The sequence below is a fragment of the Tautonia plasticadhaerens genome (genome assembly GCF_007752535.1).
Lineage (GTDB): Bacteria > Planctomycetota > Planctomycetia > Isosphaerales > Isosphaeraceae > Tautonia > Tautonia plasticadhaerens.
Window position 1 is genome coordinate 8,062,503 of record NZ_CP036426.1, and the last position, 16,880, is coordinate 8,079,382.

Below are 16,880 nucleotides of genomic sequence, written 5' to 3' on the forward strand. Positions count from 1 at the left end.
CCGCCGGGGTCGGAGGACGATCCCCCACCCTCCCCAGCGTGTTCGACTGCACGCACCTCGAACGGACCGGTCAGCCCCAGATTCAGGGCAAGTCTCCATTATTTAGCGACGAGACGCGTCTCGATCAATGAGTATCTCGACGATTCTCGTCATTTTGGATTATCCCAAATTTTGTCGGGCTCCCGACCCTCAGCGGTGCCCGGCCCCGGCACGCCGAGGGAGACCCCGTTTGCATCAGCACTCCGGCCGACGATAATGGGCCGGTGCGAGACAACCGGGCCGGGCGATCGGCCCCCGGTCAGGACAACCCGACGGGCTGCCGCCCCGAGAGCATCGGGGCCGTTCCCAGTGCGGCGTCATGCGGAGGACCTGGACGATGACTCAGCCCGGACCCGGCGTCGACCCAGCCCCGGATCCCCCCGTCCCGAGCGGGAGGCCGCCGCACCGGAGGATGCCTCCGACCGCCGTGGTGCTCATCGCCGGGGTGCTGGCCACCGCCTTCTCCTGGACGGCGGGAGAGGTAGCGTACGGCCGGTTCGCCCCCTCCGCGCTGGCCGACCCGATGCTCGGGCCGACGGCCGGAGGCGCCAGCAGCGAGGACATCCACCGGGGTCTCGTGCTGGAGGCGACCCTGACGTATGCCGTCCAGGGGGCGGTGCTCGGCCTCTTGCTCGGCCTGGCGGGGGCGGCGGCGGGCGGCTCGAAGCGGTCGGCGGCCGTCGGCGGGGTCGCCGGGCTGGTGCTCGGCGGCCTGGTCGGGGCGGGGGCGGCCTTCGGGCTGGCCTCGGTCTACCTGGAGAACGCCGACCCGATCTCCCATGACCTGCTGCTGCCCCTGGCAACCCACGCCTCGCTCTGGGGCCTGATCGGCGGGGTCGGCGGCCTGGCCCTCGGGCTGGGGGGGGGCGGCGGCGGGGCCCGGGTCGCGAAGGCGGCGGTCGGGGGGCTCGTCGGCGGGGCGATCGGCGCGGCGGCCTACGAGATCCTCGGCGCGATCCTCTTCCCCCTGGCCCGGACCAGCGAGCCGGTCGCCGACTCGACCGCCGCCCGGCTGTTCGCGCACGCCACGACCAACGTGCTCGCCGCCCTCGTCGCCGCGATGGCCCTGGCCGACCCGGGCCGACCGAAGAAGAGATGACGGGCGCGCCCGGCCCGGTCGCCGGAGGCGCCCCGGGCTCGCGCTCCCTTTTCCGCGGCCCGTCGTACAATACTGCGACGGGAGGCCGATGCCCCGGCCTGCTCGGCCGGGGCCGGCCCCCGGTCCCGCGCCGGAGCGAGGTCGGCCGTGGAGATGCGCCTGAAGTTCGAGATCCAGCCGCAGCCGGACGACGTGACGTGCGGCCCCACCTGCCTGGACGCGCTCTACAGCTATTACGGCGACGAGATCCCGCTGGAGCAGGTCGCCCGCGAGATCCCCCAGCTCGAAGGGGGGGGCACGCTCGCCGTCCTGCTGGGCACCCACGCCCTGAAGCGGGGCTACGAGGCGACGCTCTACACCTATGACCTCCGCGTCTTCGACCCCACCTGGTTCTCCCCCAAGGCCCCCCACCTCGCCGAGAAGCTCCGCGCCCAGGCCGCCGCGAAGGAGAACCCCAAGCTCCTGCTGGCCACCGACGCCTACCTCGAGTTCCTCAGCCTCGGCGGCCGGATCCGGATGCGGGACCTCAACGGGGCCCTGATCCGCCACTACCTGGACCGCCGGACCCCCATCCTCACCGGCCTCTCGGCGACCTACCTCTACCGGATGCCCCGCGAGTACGGCCCGAAGTCCGACCACGACGACGTCCGGGGCGAGCCGGCCGGCCATTTCGTCGTGCTCTGCGGATACGATCAGAAGTCGAGGGAAGTCCTCCTCGCCGACCCCCTCTGGCCCAACCCCCTGGCGGCCGACCACTACTACATGCAGGGCGTGGACCGCGTGCTGTCGGCCATCATGCTCGGGATCGTGACCTACGACGCCAACCTGCTGATCGTCCGCCCCCGGGACACCCCCCGCTGAACGACCGAACCGACCCGAGCCGAAGGGAAGGGATCGCCTCGTGCCCACGCTCATCGTCACCGACGACCCCAAGGACTGGCCCTCCGAGCTGCCCGAGGCCGAGGTCGTCGACGCCTGGTCGTACCTGACGAGCCCCCGCTTCGCCGCGCTCCGCAACGCGAAGCTGTTCAACCTCTGCAAGTCGTACCGATATCAGAGCGCGGGCTACTACGTCTCGCTGCTGGCCGAGGCCCGGGGGCACCGCCCCCTGCCCTCGATCACCACGATCCAGGACATGAAGTCCCCGGCGATGGTCCGCCTGATGGGCGAGGAGCTGGAGGACCGCATCCAGAAGGACCTGCACCCGCTGCAGTCCGACGCCTTCACCCTGAGCGTCTACTTCGGCCGCAACGTGGCCAAGCGCTACGACACGCTGAGCCGGTACCTGTTCGACTCCTTCCGGGCGCCGATGCTCCGGGCCCAGTTCAAGAAGATCGACGGCCGATGGCAGCTCCGGGGCGTGGCCGCGATCGGCGCCAGCGAGGTGCCCGAGGCCCACTGGCCGATCGTCGCCGAGGCCGCCCGGGAGTTCTTCGCCGGCCGTCGCGGGTCGGTCCGGCGCCGGGCCGCCTGGCGGTATGACCTGGCGATCCTCCGCAACCCGAAGGAGGCCGAGCCCCCCTCCGACGACAAGGCGCTGCAGAAGTTCGCCAAGGCCGCCGAGGCCGTCGGCCTGGCCGTCGAGGTCATCGGCCCCGACGACTACGGCCGGATCGCCGAGTTCGACGCCCTCTTCATCCGGGAGACCACCGCGCCGAACCACCACACCTACCGCTTCTCCCGCCGGGCCTCCGGAGAGGGGCTGGTGGTGATCGACGACCCCGAGTCGATCGTCCGCTGCTCGAACAAGGTCTACCTCGCCGAGCTGCTCAGCCACCACCACATCCCCTCGCCGAAGACGCTGGTCGCCCACGAGGAGAACGTCGACGAGGTGCTCGAGTGCATCGGGCTGCCGTGCGTCCTGAAGCAGCCCGACAGTTCCTTCTCCCGGGGCGTCATCAAGGTCGAGACCGCCGACGCCCTCCGGGACGAGCTGGCCCGATTCTGGAGGGAGTCCGACCTGGTCGTCGCCCAGGAGTACCTGCCCACCACCTTCGACTGGCGGATCGGCATCCTCGACGGCCAGCCCCTGTTCGCCTGCAAGTACTTCATGGCGCGAAAGCACTGGCAGATCATCAAGCGAGACGCCGAGGGCAAGTCCTCCTACGGCAAGTTCGAGACGCTCCCCGTCGAGCTCGCCCCCCGCAAGGCCGTCCGGATCGCCACCCGGGCCGCCGAGCTGATCGGCGACGGCTTCTACGGCGTCGACGTGAAGCAGTCGGGCGACCAGTTCACCGTCATCGAGGTCAACGACAACCCGAACCTCGAATCCGGCGTCGAGGACGCCATCCTCCGGGACGAGCTCTATCGCCGCATGGCCGACGTCTTCCTCCGCCGCATCGAGCGGCGCAAGCTCGGCTACGGCGGGGGGAACAACCGCCCATGAGCCTCCGCCTCTTCGAAGGGATCGGCGTCGAACTCGAATACATGATCGTCGACCGCGAGACGCTTGCCGTCCGGCCGATCGCCGACCGGCTGCTCTCGGCCGTCTCCCCGTCCGGGGGGCCCGAATCCGAGGTGGAGCTGGGCCCGATCTCCTGGTCGAACGAGCTCGCCGCCCACGTCGTCGAGCTGAAGACGACGAGCCCGGCCCCCTCGCCCTCGGGCCTCTACGGGCCGTTCCGGGAGCACGTCCGCCGCATCGACGCGATCCTCGAACCGATGGGCGCCCGCCTGATGCCGACGGCGATGCACCCGCTGATGGACCCGGCCGCCGAGGCGAGGCTCTGGCCGCACGACTACGGCCCCGTCTACGAGACGTTCGACCGCATCTTCGACTGCCGGGGGCACGGCTGGTCGAACCTCCAGAGCATGCACCTGAACCTCCCCTTCTCCGGGGACGAGGAGTTCGGCCGCCTCCACGCGGCGATCCGCCTGATCCTGCCGATCCTGCCCGCACTGGCCGCCAGCTCGCCGATCGTCGAGGGCAAGGTCACCGGCCTGCTCGACAACCGCCTCGAATTCTACCGGCACAACTGCCGTCGGGTCCCCGAGGTCACCGGCCGGGTCATCCCCGAGCCCGCCTTCACCCGGGCCGAGTACGACCGCCTGATCCTCGAACCGATGTACGCCGCCATCGCCCCGCTCGACCCCGACGGCGTCCTCCGACACGAATGGCTCAACGCCCGGGGGGCGATCGCCCGGTTCGACCGCTCGGCGATCGAGATCCGCCTGCTCGACGTCCAGGAATGCCCCTCGGCCGACCTGGCGATCGCGTCCCTGGTCGTCGCTTCGGTCCGGGCCCTGGTCGAGGAACGCTGGTCCTCGACCGGGGACCAGCGCGCCCTCCCGGTCGACGTGCTGGAGCCGATCCTCCTCTCCTGCGTCGGGGGCTCCGGACTCTCCGCATCCGAGCGGTCCGTCGTCGCCGACCCCGCTTACCTCCGGTGCTTCGGCCTCGACGCCCGCGGCCCCCGGCCCGCGCTCGACCTCTGGCGGCACCTCTTCCATGCGCTCCGGGATGAGCTCGGCCCCGAGGTCGATCGCAGCCCGCTCCCCCTGATCCTCGACCGTGGCCCCCTCGCCCGCCGCATCCTCGGCCGCCTGGGTGCCGATGGCCCGGTGACCCCGTCCGAGATCCGATCGGTCTATGCCGACCTCTGCGATTGCCTGGTCGACGACCGGCCCTTCGGCTGAGCGGGGAGGCGGCCGGCCGATCACCGATCCCCCGGGTCCCAGATCGTCGCCGCGAGATAGCGGTCGGGGCCGGACCGGTCGTTGTAGTAGTAGACCGACAGGACCGAGCCATCGGGCCGGACCACCGAGCGGGGATAGCCGAGGTCGGTGCCGCCGCCGTCGTCCCGGAGCACGATCGGCCCGGACCAGGTCCGGCCGTCGTCGTCGCTCAAGCGGGCGAGGATGCCGAACGGCTCGTCCCGGTGGCCGTAGACCAGGGCGAGCCGCCCGTCGGGCAGCCGGACCAGGCTCGGCGGGTTCCCGGTGCCGATCTCCGGGGCGGGGGTGGACCGGAACTCCCAGGACCGGCCGTCGTCGCGGGAGGCGTAGCAGTCGATCCAGGCCCGATCGGGGTCCCGCAGCCGGACGGTGGTCACCAGGTCGGTCGGCCCGACCCGGACCGTGGACGGCATGATCGCATACCCTCGATCCGGCTCCGGGCCGATGAAGGAGAGGAACTCCCAGGACAAACCCCCGTCGGTCGTCCGGGCGGCGAAGGGCCGGCCTTCGAGGCGGTCGGCCTTGGCGGCGGTCAGCACCGCGATGCAGTCCCGGGGACCGTCGACGAGGTAGTCCGTCCTCGCCATCACGCCGGGCAGACCGAGCGGGGGGAATCGGAAGGGGCCTCGCCAGGTCCGTCCCCGGTCGTAGGAATACGCGAACCAGGAGGTGCCCCGGTCCTTACCCTCCATGCGGAGGGTCATGGCGAAGTCGGGGTGGGCGAAGTCGATCGGCTCGTCCAGGGGGACGGGCACCGCCTCGGCGACGCCCGGAGGCATGGTGCCGTGCCTCATCCCGGCCGAGCCGGCCAGCACCCCCGGCGGCCTCGGCTCCTCGACCGTCCAGGACAGGCCGCCGTCGAGGCTCCGGGCGAGCAGGTGCTCCTCGGGCTGCTCGCGGTCGATGTGGTGATACGGGCCGAGGTCCTTGTAGGTCCCCCGGCTGAAGCCGACGAGCACCTCGTCCCCCCAGGTCCACATCCCGTGGTTGGCCGGCCAGCCGGCGAACCGCCCGGCCTCGCCGTAGACGACCACGTGCCGGAGCACCGCCGGCCCCCCCGCCCCGTCGGCCCCCCCCGGCAAGACCGCCCCCAGGGACAGCCCGACGGCCCCCGCGACCCTCAGCACCGACATCATCGCCGCTTCCTCGGTCCGTAGGGCCCGGTCGACCTCGCGCACGCCCGGGGCCGGCCGACCTCAAGGGCCCGACCGCCCCAGGGTGCCCCGGCCCCGCCCCCCGGTCAAGCCGCCGCCGGATCCCTCGGCGTGCGGATCGTTGGCCGAGCGCCCTCGACGGGGGGATCGACCGGGGCCCCCTCGACGACCTCGGCCGGGGCACTCGCCGGACGATCGTCACGCCGGGGCCGTCGGTTCGGCACAACCCGGGTAAAAAATGTGTTGAACAAATCGGCCTGCCCGGCCCAGAATGAGCGACCTGGCCGGCCGGAGGGCCGGCCCCCCGGGATCCGGGCCCCGAGGCGGGGCCGGGGACGCCGGGGGACGTTCGGATCGGGTGATCGACGACCGGGCCGCCGGGGCCCGGATCCCGGGCGAGGTGCCGCGAGGGTCGCGGGGCCGCCCGAGGGCCGGGCGACCGGGGCGGGTCAGGGGGGGCGACATGCTGCGCATCGACCTCGGATCGGCGGGCTCATACTGCGACCGCCTGAGCCGCCGGAGCTTCCTGCAACTCGGGGTCGCGGGGATGGCGAGCGTCGGCCTCCCCCGATTGCTGCGGGCCAAACAGGAGTCGGCCTCGGGCGGCCTGCCGGGCAATCCGACCTCGGTGGTCCTCATCTGGCTCGACGGCGGCCCGAGCCACATGGACCTCTACGACCTCAAGCCCGAGGCCCCGGAGCAGTACCGCGGCCTCTGGAAACCGATCCCGACGGCCGTCCCCGGCTTTGAGGTCAGCGAGTTGTTCCCGCTCCAGGCGGCGCACACCGACAAGTTCTCGATCGTCCGTTCCCTGCACCACGACACCGGCGACCACTTCGCCGGCGCCCACCGCATCCTGACCACCAAGGACCAGGGCGTCTCCGGGGCGAACACCACGGGGAAATTCCCGTCGCTCGGCTCGATCGCCGCGCGGGAGGTCGGCCCCCGCAAGCCCGGGGTGCCGGCGTATGCCTCGGTGCCGGTGGCCAGCAGCGTCGGCCTGAATCCCGGCTACTTCGGCGGCAACCTGCTGGGCATGCAGTACGACCCGTATCAGCCCGGCGGCGACCCCAACGCGCCGAGCTACGCCGTCTCGGACCTGAACCTCCTGCCCGGCCTCTCGATCGACCGCCTGGAAGACCGCCGGTCCCTCCGGCAGCGGCTCGACGACGCCTGCCGCAACCGAGAGGCGCTCTCCGAGGCGGCCAACGTCGACCGCTTCACCGAGCAGGCCTTCGACTTCGTCACCGGCCCCGCCGCCCGGGAGGCGTTCGACATCAACCGGGAAGATCCCCGGCTCCGCGACCGCTACGGCCGCCACTCCTGGGGCCAGAGCACGCTGCTGGCCCGCCGGCTGGTCGAGGCGGGCACCACGTTCGTCACCGTCCACCTCGGCGGCTGGGACCACCACTGGGACCTCAAGACGGGCATGGAGCACTACCTGCCGATGGTGGATTCGGCCGTCTCCGCCCTCTTCGAGGATCTCCACCAGCGCGGCCTGCTCGACACCACGCTCGTCATGCTCTGCGGCGAATTCAGCCGCACCCCCAGGATGAACGACGGCGGCAACGGCGGGCCGCCGATGAGCATGGGCACCCCCGGCCGGGACCACTGGGGCCACGCCATGTTCTGCCTGCTCGGCGGCGGCGGCCTGAAGGGCGGCCAGCTCGTCGGCTCGACCGACCGCCTCGGCATGTACCCGCACGATCGCCCGGTCACGCCCTCGAACCTGCACGCGACGATCTACCACGTCCTCGGCATCGACCCCAACCTCCAGCTGCTCGACCAGCTCGGCCGGCCGATGCCCGTGCTGGAGGACCCGGAGCCGATCCGAGAGCTGATCTGATCGGGCCCGACACGACCCGACCCGACCTGCCGGCGGCCCGCCGCCGCGCCCTTGCCAACGGGCGGCGGCGCCGGTCCAATCGGGGGCGCCCGCCCGGCCCTTCACCGGGGGGCGTACGGCCGTCCCCCGGGAACCGCCCCCATGGTCATGCCCCTCGGCGACCACCAATACCACCCGACCCGGATCACCCCCTGGGTGAACTACGGGCTGATCGCCGCCAACATCCTCGCCTTCCTGCTCCAGGCGAGCCGCCCCGAGTCGTTCACCGTCTCCTACGCCGCCACCCCGTTCGAGATCACCCGCAACGTCGACCTCGACGAGCCGGTGACGCTGCTCGTCGAGGTCGCCGTGCCCGACCGGTTCGGGATCGAGCAGGTCGTCGAGCAGGAGGAGGAGCTCCCCCAGGGGCCGGTGCCGTTCCCGGTCTGGCTGACCCTGCTCAGCTCGATCTTCATGCACGGCGGCCTGCTGCACCTGGGCGGCAACATGCTCTATCTCTGGATCTTCGGGGACAACGTCGAGGAGTCCCTCGGCCACGGGCGGTACCTCGCGGCCTACCTGGCCTGTGGGCTGGTCGCGAGTCTCTCGCACATCGCCGTGGCGCCGGATTCGATGGTGCCGAGCCTCGGCGCCTCGGGGGCGATTGCCGGGGTGATGGGCATGTACGTCGTCTGGTTCCCGAAGAATCGGGTGCTCGTGCTGGTCGTCCGGGTCCTCACGACGATGCCGGCGTCGCTGGTCATCGGCCTCTGGATCGTGATGCAATTGGCCCTCGGCATGGGGGACCTCTCGACGGCCGGCGAGGGAGGCGGCGTGGCCTATGCCGCCCACATCGGCGGCGCGGCGGCGGGGATCTTCATCGGCCTCGCCTTCCGCCCCAGGGCCGAGCGGTCCGGCACCGGCGAGCACCCCCTCGAACTGGGCTGGGCCTCTCCGCGGTACCGCACGCCGGGCCGATCCCGCTGAATCGGGAGGCACACGCCGCATATCCCCGACGTCTCGACCCGATCCACCCCCCTGCCCTCCCTTTCCCGACACCTCCCCCACCCACCGAGCCGATGAATTCCCCGGACGGATCCGGACTCGACCACTCGCCAGGGAGGGCGAACGCGATGGGACATCGAGGCTGGGGGCGGATCGGGGCCCTGTTCCTGCTCGGCATGCTGCTGGCCCTCCCCGGCTCGGCCCGGGGGGAGGAGCGGTACTATGTGCTGATCTTCGGGTCGCAGTCGCATCCGAAGCTGCCCCGCTACACCCACACCTGGGCCACCTTCGTCCGGGCCGTCGGAGAGGGGCCCGATCCGTCCGGCTGGGCGATCGAGCACCACACGATCAGCTGGCTGCCGACGACGCTGGACGTCCGCGTCTGGAACCTGGTCCCGGAGCCCGGGATCAACCTCGACCTGGACGAGTCGATCGGCGCCGTCCGGTCGACCAACCAGCGGATCGCCATGTGGGGCCCGTTCCAGATCGTGCCACAGGTCTATGCCCGGTCGCTCGGGGTCCGCACCATCCTGGAGAGCGGCGCGGCCCAGTATCGGGCGATCAGCACGCCGAGGAACCTGCTGATCAGCGACTGCATCCACGCCGTCGCCGCCTGCGACCCCATCTTCGGCCGGGATCACTACCCGCTCATCCGCATCGGCAAGCCCGCCAGCCGCTTCATCGCCCGGGAGGTCATGACCCGGAGCCCCTTCGACCAGGCCGCCAACGACAACGCCTGGCTCATCGCCCGGCTCGGGCTCGACCGCTACCCCGTCGAAGTCGTCCCCCCGAGCCGGATCCCCAAGAAGCCCTGCTTCCTCTGCCGGTGCCCGGAATGAGTTCCGGGCACCGGCGGGTCGGGCCGGGTGTTCAGCCGACGGCGACCGGCTCCGGCTTCGTGGATTCGTCCGAGGTCGCATCGGCCTCCACGGAATTGCCGAGCAGTCGGGCCAGGCCGTCCCGGGCCTCCAGCGCCAGGCTGAACAGGGTGGGCACCAGGACGATCGTGAAGATCGTCGAGGCGATCAGGCCGCCGAGCACCACGCTGCCCAGGCCCCGGTACAGCTCGCTGCCGGCACCGGGGAAGAGGACCAGCGGCAGCAGGCCGAGCACGGTGGTCGTGGTCGTCATGAAGATCGGCCGGATCCGGCTGCGGACGGCCTCGGCGATTGCCCGGTCGTAGGGCATGCCGTCCTCGCGGATGTGGATCAGGGCCTGGTGGACGATCAGGATCGGGTTGTTCACCACCGTGCCGATCAGGATCACGAAGCCGAGCATCGTCAGCACGTCCAGCGGCTGCAGGACGAAGAGGTTCAGCAGTTGCAACCCCGCCAGGCCGCCCACGGCCCCCAGCGGCACGCTGAGGATGATCACCAGCGGGTAGAGCCACGACTCGAACAGCGCGGCCATCAGCAAGTAGGTGATCACCAGCGCCAGGAACACGTTGAACTTCAACGAGTTCCAGGTCTGCTGGAGCTTGTCGGCCGTGCCGGAGAGGTTGATCCGGGTCAGGCCGTCGAGCTCGCCGCCGTCCTCCAGCGGCCGGACGATCTCGTTGCGGATCAGGTCCATGGCCGATTCGAGCGGCATCTCCGGCGGCGGGGTCACCTCGATGGTGATGGCCCGCTGCCGTTCCCGGTGGTTGATCTGCTCGGGGCCGGAGTTGAGCCGCACGTCGGCCACCGCCGCCAGCGGGACGAGCTGCCCGGTGGGCGTGGCGATGGCCAGCGACCGGAGGTCCTGGGTGCGGGCGGCGAACTGCTCCTGGCCGATCAGGGTCAGGTCGATCTTGTCGCCCCCCTCGTAGTAGTCGCTGGCATAGGCGCCGTCGACCAGGGCGTCGACGATGTAGCCGAGGTTCGAGGAGTTCATGCCCAGGTCCGCCGCCTGCTCCCACTTGGGGATGACGTGCACCTCGGGGCTGGAGAGGTCCAGGCTCGGCACCGGGCGGGCCTGGACGTTGGGGATCATCTGGTTGACCTGCCCCAGCACCCGGCCGCCGAGCCCGACGAGCTTGGGCAGGTCCGGGCCGATGATCTCCACCTCCACCGTCCGCCCGGCCGTCAGCCCCTGCTCGAAGAGGCTCGACTGCTTGGCCACCACGATCACGCCGGGGATCCGCGAGCCGATGCTCCGCATCAGCGGGACGAGGTCGCCGGACTTCAGCGGGTCGGCCGACCGGATGCCCATGAAGATCTGGCGGCCCCGGGCGACGTAGAAGAAGTCGCTGATGACGGGGTAATCCAGCGCCTCGGCCTCGGCGCTGCCGGCCTCCACGTCCCAGTAGGGCCGAAGCGACTCCTGGATCTCCTCCCCCATCTCTACGAGCTGGTCCAGGTTGTACCCCGGAGGCGGCAGCAGGATGCCGATGACGAGGTTGCGGTTGCCCGAGGGCAGGTATTCCACCTTCGGCATCAGCATCCAGCTCGCCGCGACGGCGCCGCCGACGAGCAGGGCCACCGTCGCCACCCGCCGGATCACCCCGCGCTGGAGCCACGCATTCAACGCCACCACCGCGGAGACGAAGCCGCGGCCGAGGGCGTCGAGCGGGGCGACGACCAGCCGTCGGACCGGCCAGGACAGGGCCCGGCCGATCGCCGCCACCGGCCGGCGTCGCGCCCCCTTCGGCCGGCCGTTGCTCGTCGCGCCGTCGTGGCCGGCGCCCGTCACCCGGGAGGCGAGCGGGGCCGAGGGCCGCTCCTTCAGGATCGCCGCCGCGGCCGTCGGGATCACCGTGATCGAGACGACCAGCGACAGGCCGACCGCCGCGCTGATCGCCAGGGCGATGTCCCGGAACAGCTGCCCGGCCTCCTCCTGCACGAAGACCACCGGCAGGAACACGGCCAGGGTCGTCAGGGTCGACGACAGGACCGCACCCCAGACCTCCCTCGTCCCTTTCACCACGGCCGTGAACACGCGGTCGCCGCGTTGGTAGTGCTGGTAGATGTTCTCCAGCACGACGACCGCGTTGTCCACCAGCATGCCCACCGCGAAGGCCAGCCCGGCGAGGCTGATCACGTTCAGCGAACGGCCCAGGATGCTCAGGATCAGGAACGTGCCGATGATCGAGGTCGGGATCGCCAGGCCGATCACCAGCGTCGATCGCCCGCTCCGGAGGAACAGCAGCAGCACGGCGACCGTCAGCAGCCCGCCGACGACGATGTTGCTCTGCACCAGGCCGATGGCCGAGTAGATGTAGTCCGTCTCGTCGTAGACCTGCATCAGCTCCAGGCCCCGGGACTTCAGCGGGCCGGAGTTCAGCTCCTCGGTCGCCTCGCGGAGGCCGGCCATCACGTCGAGCACGTTGGCGCCCGTCTCGCGCTGGGCGTTGACGGCGATGACCGAGGTGCCGTAGCGGCGGACCATGCCGTCGGGCTTCTTGTAGCCGATCTGGACCGCCCCCACGTCCCGGACGTAGACCGGCCGGTCGTCCCGCCGGGCGATGATGACCGCCTCGACCTGCTCCGGGCTGCGGAACTGCCCCAGGGTGCGGACGACGTAGCGGCGCTTCCCCTCCCAGAAGTCGCCGCCGGAGGTGTCGACGTTCTGGTTGCGGAGGGCGTCCCTCACGTCGGCGATCGTCAACTGCCGAGCGGCCAGGCGCTCGGGGTCGACGATCACCTGCATCTCGACCTCGCGGCCGCCCATGACGTTGGAGTTCGAGACGCCGGCCACGCGCTCGAAACGGGCCTCGATCACGTCCTCGGCGAAGCGGCGGAGCTTGGGCACGTCGACCGGCTCGTCCAGGATCCCGGCGATCTCCGGGTGCTCCTCGGCCGCGAGGCGGAGCCGTCGGAGCTTCAGGCCGATGTGCGAGGTGCGCAGGGCCGGGGCCACGGCGTCGGCCAGCCCGGGGTGCTCGGCGGCGAAGGCGCGGATCACCTCGTCGGGGGGGGGCGTCTCGCCGAGGATGAACCAGGCGATGGGCCGGTCGGCCAGGCTGGAGGTGCTGACGATCGGCTCGTCGGCGTCGATCGGGTACTCCGGCACCTGCTGGAGCCGGGTGTTGACCTTCAGCAGCGCCTCCTCCATGTTCGTCCCGACGGGGAACTCCAGGCTGATCGACCCCATCGAGTCGGACGACTCGGAGGACATCTTCCGCACCCCCTCGACGCTCTTGAGCTGGTCCTCCTGCTCCTGGACGATCTGCCGCTCGACCTCCTGGGGGCTGGCGCCGGGCCACCGGGTCTCGATGCTGATGGTCGGCACCTGGACCTCGGGCGTCAGCTGCGTCGGCATCGTCACCAGGGCGATGCCGCCGAAGAGCGCCACCAGGAGCACCCCCACGGTCACCTTCACCTTGTTCTGGACACAGGCGGCGACCAGGTTGCCCTCCGCCCGACCGATCGCCTCATTGGGATTCATCGTGCGCTCCTGCCTCTGGATCGAGCGTGGCTTCGTTCGGGAGCCGTCGGCTGGTCCGGGGGGTCAATGAAATGAATGGGATGGTGGACGGTTCTTCGATCAGGGCGGCGGGACCGACGCCGGCGAGCGATCGGTCCCCGCGAATCCGGCAGGGCCCATCCCCGACCCTCATCTTCCTCGTCCGGCCTCCGCGACCGCGTCGGGCTCGGGCTGGGCCTCGATGATCCGGATGACCTTGACCTCCTGCCCCGGCCGGAGCCGCTCGTTGCCCTGCACGATCACGCGCTGGCCGGGCTGGAGCGGGCCGGAGATCTCGATGAGCGAGCCGGAAGCCACGCCGAGCGTCACCGGCACCGGCCGGACGGTCCCGGCCTCGCGGTCGTCGCCCGAGGGGTCCAGGGCGTAGATCGTCGGCGAGGGGCCGCCGAGGACGAGGGCGTCCTTGTGGACCATCATCGCCTGGTGCTCCCGGCCGACCGGCAGCGTGACCCGGGCGATCATGCCGGCCTTCAGCACCGGCCCGCCGGGCGAATCCTCGTTGCCCAGGCGGACCTTGACGGGGAAGCTCCTCGACCGCAGGTCGGCCCGGGGGACGACCAGGGCGACCGACCCGATGAACGCCTCGTCCGGCAGGGCCGACACCTCGACCCGGGCCGAGGTGCCGACGGCGATGTACCGGATGTCGTCCTCCACCACGTTGACCTCCACGTCCACCTCGTCCAGCTCCACCAGGTCGACCACCGGATCCCCCCGGCCGAGCCACTGGCCGACCTCGGTGTGCTCGGCGGCGACGTACCCGGCGAAGGGGGCGGTAATGGTGTGCTCGGCCAGGCGATCCTCCAGCCGCCGGACGACCTCCTCCTGCCCCGCGACCTTGGCCCGGGCCCGGGCGACCTGCTCGGCCCGGGGGCCGGCGATGAGCAGGTCCAGGGCCGCCTGGGCGGCGTTGAACGCCTGCTCGGCGGCCTCGGCGTTGGAGATGGCCTCGTCCAGCTCCTGGGCGCTGGCCTGTCGCTTCCGGATCAGGTCCTCGATCCGGCGGCGGGCGGCCTGGGCGTAGTCCCGGAGTGCGGCGGTGCGGGCCAGCTCGGCCCGGCCTCGGTCAATCTCCTCGGGCCGGGTGCCATTCTCCAGCTCGGCCTGCTCCTGGCGGAGCGCCTCCAGCTCGGCCTTCGCCCCGGCCAGCTCGATCTCCAGCGTGGCGGTCCGCAGCCTGACCAGCGGCTGGCCGGCCTCGACGCGCTGGCCCTCGTCCACCAGGAACTCGGCCACCCGCTCCTCGACCGTGCTGCCGACGGTGCTCTCCCGGACCGGCATCACCGAGCCGACGAAGCTCCGGCCCTCGGCCACGGTGCTGCGGACGACCGTCGAGGAGGCGACCGGGGTCGGGCCGGCCCCCTGGGCCGCCGCCGGCCGGGCGTCGGCGAGCACGGCCATCGCCGCCGAGGCGGCGGCCGAGGCCACGATCAGGAGTCGTCGACGGGCTCGATTCGGGGGGCCTGGGGATGTCATCGGCGGTGGTCCTCGGCGAAGGCCGGCGTGGGGGCGGGCGCGGGGTGATTCGGCGGAGAAGAGACGTTGGACCGGATCCGTTCCAGGGCGTCGAGGAGCCAGTTCAGCTCGGCCTCGGAGAATCCCTCGGCGGCCCGGGCCCGGACCCTCCGGGCGGCCGAGGCGATCGCCTCCCAGACCGGGCCCACCCGATCGGTCGGCGTCAGCCGCTTCTTCCGGCGGTCCTCCGGGCAGGGGGCACGCTCCAGCCAGCCGTCCCGCTCCATCCGCTCGACGATCCCCGCCAGCGTGGGGGGCTCGACCCGCATCCGCTCGGCCAGCTCGGCCTGGGACAGCCCCCCTTCCAGCGCCAGCCAGCCCAGGACCTGCCATTGCCGGTGGGTGATCCCCAGCGGGGCCAGCTCCTCGTTCAGGGCCTTCTCCATCGCCTGGGAGGCGGTGCAGACCCGGTAGATCAGGCTCTGCTCGAAGTCGTAGCGGAACACGGCGCGACCCGTTTCTGGCGGTGCGGTGCTGCGTGCGGGGGACGCAGGTCTGAGGACCCGCCCCGGTTGTTGCGGCCGGGCCCCCCTGCCCGTATGAGCGTCGGCGGGATCATGAGCGTGCTAACGATCTCGACAACTCCTGTTATACACGCATCCGACGCCCCGTCCAACGTCCGTCGCGTCGGCGACGGGACCGGCCCCTCCCCGTCCCGGCGGGCGGGGACGGCATCACGCCCCACGGGCCGCCCATCCCGGGCACCCGGGCGTGGTCCCCGGGGCGGCGGCGCGACCGGCCCCCCGATCGCCGATCGCGACCGACGGCCCGGACGGCCGCGCCGGTCCGCTTGCGGGGGCGGCGGGGGGCCGGTAGGATCGACCGGCGAGGACGAGCCTGTCCCACCTCCCCTTCCCTTGCGACTCGGGCGGCCCCGCCGATGCACGCCTTCTTCGAGGCCACGAACCACTACTTCCAGCAGGCGGCGGCGATCCTCGGCCTGTCCGACAACATGCGCGTCCTGCTGGAGACGCCCGAGCGGGAGCTGCGGGTCGAGGTGGCCATCGAGCTGGACTCCGGCCAGATCGGCAACTTCATCGGCTACCGGGTCCAGCACGACAACGCCCGGGGGCCCTTCAAGGGCGGCCTCCGCTACCACCCGACGGTCGACGAGGACGAGGCCCGGTCGCTGGCCAGCCTGATGACCTGGAAGACCGCCGTGGTCGACATCCCCTTCGGCGGCGGAAAGGGCGGGGTCAACTGCGACCCCAATTCCCTCTCCCGGGCCGAGGTGGAGCGGATCACCCGGCGGTTCACCCAGCAGATCCACGACTTCATCGGCCCCGACAAGGACATCCCCGCCCCCGACGTCGGCACCGACGCCCAGGTGATGGCCTGGATCGCCAACGAGTACTCCAAGTTCCACGGCCACCACCCGGCCGTGGTCACCGGCAAGCCGGTCGAGCTGCACGGCTCGCTCGGCCGCGAGAGCGCCACCGGCCACGGCGTGGCCGTCGTCACCCGGGAGTACCTCCGGCTGGCCCGGGACCGGCCGGTCGACGGGATCACGGTGGCCGTCCAGGGCTTCGGCAACGTCGGCAGCTTCACCGCCAGGGAGCTGGCCGACATGGGGGCGAAGGTGGTGGCCGTCTCCGACGCCTATGGCGCCGTCTGCAACCCCGACGGTCTGGACATCCCCGCCTTGCAGCAGCACGCCGCGGCCCACCGCAAGGTGGTCGGCTTCCCCGGCGGGCAGGCCGCCACCAACGAGCACCTGCTGACGACCGAGGTCGACGTGCTCATCCCCGCCGCGCTCGGAGGCGTCTTCGACGCGAAGCTCGCCGCCGAGGTCCGGGCCGGGGCCATCGTCGAGGCCGCCAACAGCCCCACCTGGCCCGAGGCCGACGAGGTCTTCCAGCGTCGGGGCATCGCCGTCATCCCCGACATCCTCGCCAACGCCGGCGGCGTGATCGTCAGCTACTTCGAGTGGGTCCAGAACCTCCAGCACTTCCGCTGGTCCATCGAGCAGGTCCGCGCCGAGCAGGACCGCCGCCACGTCGAGAGCGTCGCCGCCGTGCTCGACCTCGCCCGTCGCCAGGGGGTCTCCCTCCGCACGGCCGCCTTCGTGCTGGGCATCCAGCGCGTCGGCCGGGCCAAGGTCCTGGCCGGCATCTGATCCCGCCGGATGCCGGATAGCCGACGCCCGCCCCGCAGGTCGATCGTGCGA

The 16,880-nt window shown here is 71.7% G+C and carries 12 protein-coding genes; 8 read left to right on the forward strand and 4 right to left on the reverse strand.

The genetic code is table 11. The annotated features are described in order from the left end of the window. Positions 1–451: 451 nt before the first annotated feature. From ElP_RS32050 to ElP_RS32065, 4 genes are all read left to right on the forward strand, one after another. Positions 452–1,138, forward strand: a complete 687-nt coding sequence (locus ElP_RS32050) for a hypothetical protein (protein WP_145277241.1) — start codon at positions 452–454, stop codon at positions 1,136–1,138. Between the two features lie 153 nt (positions 1,139–1,291). Then, positions 1,292–1,999, forward strand: coding sequence for a cysteine peptidase family C39 domain-containing protein (locus ElP_RS32055; RefSeq protein ID WP_390836111.1), 708 nt, complete (start codon positions 1,292–1,294; stop codon positions 1,997–1,999). A gap of 40 nt (positions 2,000–2,039) precedes the next feature. Further along, positions 2,040–3,524 carry a RimK family protein gene (locus tag ElP_RS32060; RefSeq protein ID WP_145277245.1) on the forward strand — a complete coding sequence of 495 codons (1,485 nt, stop codon included), beginning with the start codon at positions 2,040–2,042 and terminating at the stop codon, positions 3,522–3,524. After that, positions 3,521–4,774: a carboxylate-amine ligase gene (locus tag ElP_RS32065; RefSeq protein WP_145277247.1), complete on the forward strand. Its 1,254-nt coding sequence runs from the start codon at positions 3,521–3,523 to the stop codon at positions 4,772–4,774. Before ElP_RS32060 ends, ElP_RS32065 begins: the two co-directional genes overlap by 4 nt. Before the next feature lie 20 nt (positions 4,775–4,794). Here ElP_RS32065 and ElP_RS32070 read toward each other — a convergent pair whose 3' ends face one another. Beyond that, a complete protein-coding gene (locus ElP_RS32070; protein ID WP_145277248.1) occupies positions 4,795–5,949 on the reverse strand; it encodes an exo-alpha-sialidase in 1,155 nt (384 codons plus the stop codon). A 481-nt stretch (positions 5,950–6,430) separates the two neighbouring features. Here ElP_RS32070 and ElP_RS32075 point away from each other — a divergent pair, with 481 nt between their 5' ends. The 3 genes from ElP_RS32075 (at position 6,431) to ElP_RS32085 (ending at position 9,636) form a co-directional block, all read left to right on the forward strand. After that, positions 6,431–7,813, forward strand: coding sequence for a DUF1501 domain-containing protein (locus ElP_RS32075; protein ID WP_145277250.1), 1,383 nt, complete (start codon positions 6,431–6,433; stop codon positions 7,811–7,813). A 141-nt stretch (positions 7,814–7,954) separates the two neighbouring features. Next, positions 7,955–8,779, forward strand: a complete 825-nt coding sequence (locus ElP_RS32080; RefSeq protein WP_145277252.1) for a rhomboid family intramembrane serine protease — start codon at positions 7,955–7,957, stop codon at positions 8,777–8,779. Positions 8,780–8,925: 146 nt separating this feature from the next. Beyond that, positions 8,926–9,636 (forward strand): hypothetical protein, encoded by a 711-nt coding sequence (locus ElP_RS32085; protein WP_145277254.1) that lies wholly within the window; start codon positions 8,926–8,928, stop codon positions 9,634–9,636. Between the two features lie 31 nt (positions 9,637–9,667). On the opposite strand, the gene ElP_RS32090 is transcribed toward ElP_RS32085, so the two are convergent. The 3 genes from ElP_RS32090 to ElP_RS32100 form a co-directional block, all read right to left on the reverse strand. Next, the gene (locus tag ElP_RS32090) at positions 9,668–13,162 is read right to left on the reverse strand and encodes an efflux RND transporter permease subunit (RefSeq protein WP_145277256.1); all 3,495 of its coding nucleotides are present in this window, start codon (positions 13,160–13,162) and stop codon (positions 9,668–9,670) included. 168 nt (positions 13,163–13,330) lie between these two features. Then, positions 13,331–14,674: an efflux RND transporter periplasmic adaptor subunit gene (locus ElP_RS32095; RefSeq protein ID WP_145277258.1), complete on the reverse strand. Its 1,344-nt coding sequence runs from the start codon at positions 14,672–14,674 to the stop codon at positions 13,331–13,333. After that, entirely contained in the window at positions 14,671–15,159 is a 489-nt protein-coding gene (locus tag ElP_RS32100; protein ID WP_197446537.1) for a MarR family winged helix-turn-helix transcriptional regulator, read from the reverse strand. The genes ElP_RS32095 and ElP_RS32100 overlap by 4 nt, the downstream gene beginning before the upstream one ends. A 434-nt stretch (positions 15,160–15,593) precedes the next feature. On the opposite strand from ElP_RS32100, the gene ElP_RS32105 reads away from it, so the two are divergent. Continuing rightward, entirely contained in the window at positions 15,594–16,829 is a 1,236-nt protein-coding gene (locus ElP_RS32105) for a Glu/Leu/Phe/Val family dehydrogenase (RefSeq protein WP_145277260.1), read from the forward strand. Positions 16,830–16,880 lie beyond the last annotated feature (51 nt).

What these genes read in the sequence shown, in the direction of transcription:
- ElP_RS32095 (WP_145277258.1), bottom strand. Translation starts at nt 14,674, where the DNA reads ATGACATCCCCAGGCCCCCCGAATCGAGCCCGTCGACGACTCCTGATC.
- ElP_RS32055 (WP_390836111.1), top strand. Translation starts at nt 1,292, where the DNA reads ATGCGCCTGAAGTTCGAGATCCAGCCGCAGCCGGACGACGTGACGTGC.
- ElP_RS32065 (WP_145277247.1), top strand. Translation starts at nt 3,521, where the DNA reads ATGAGCCTCCGCCTCTTCGAAGGGATCGGCGTCGAACTCGAATACATG.
- ElP_RS32050 (WP_145277241.1), top strand. Translation starts at nt 452, where the DNA reads ATGCCTCCGACCGCCGTGGTGCTCATCGCCGGGGTGCTGGCCACCGCC.
- ElP_RS32090 (WP_145277256.1), bottom strand. Translation starts at nt 13,162, where the DNA reads ATGAATCCCAATGAGGCGATCGGTCGGGCGGAGGGCAACCTGGTCGCC.
- ElP_RS32085 (WP_145277254.1), top strand. Translation starts at nt 8,926, where the DNA reads ATGGGACATCGAGGCTGGGGGCGGATCGGGGCCCTGTTCCTGCTCGGC.
- ElP_RS32075 (WP_145277250.1), top strand. Translation starts at nt 6,431, where the DNA reads ATGCTGCGCATCGACCTCGGATCGGCGGGCTCATACTGCGACCGCCTG.
- ElP_RS32080 (WP_145277252.1), top strand. Translation starts at nt 7,955, where the DNA reads ATGGTCATGCCCCTCGGCGACCACCAATACCACCCGACCCGGATCACC.
- ElP_RS32105 (WP_145277260.1), top strand. Translation starts at nt 15,594, where the DNA reads ATGCACGCCTTCTTCGAGGCCACGAACCACTACTTCCAGCAGGCGGCG.
- ElP_RS32070 (WP_145277248.1), bottom strand. Translation starts at nt 5,949, where the DNA reads ATGATGTCGGTGCTGAGGGTCGCGGGGGCCGTCGGGCTGTCCCTGGGG.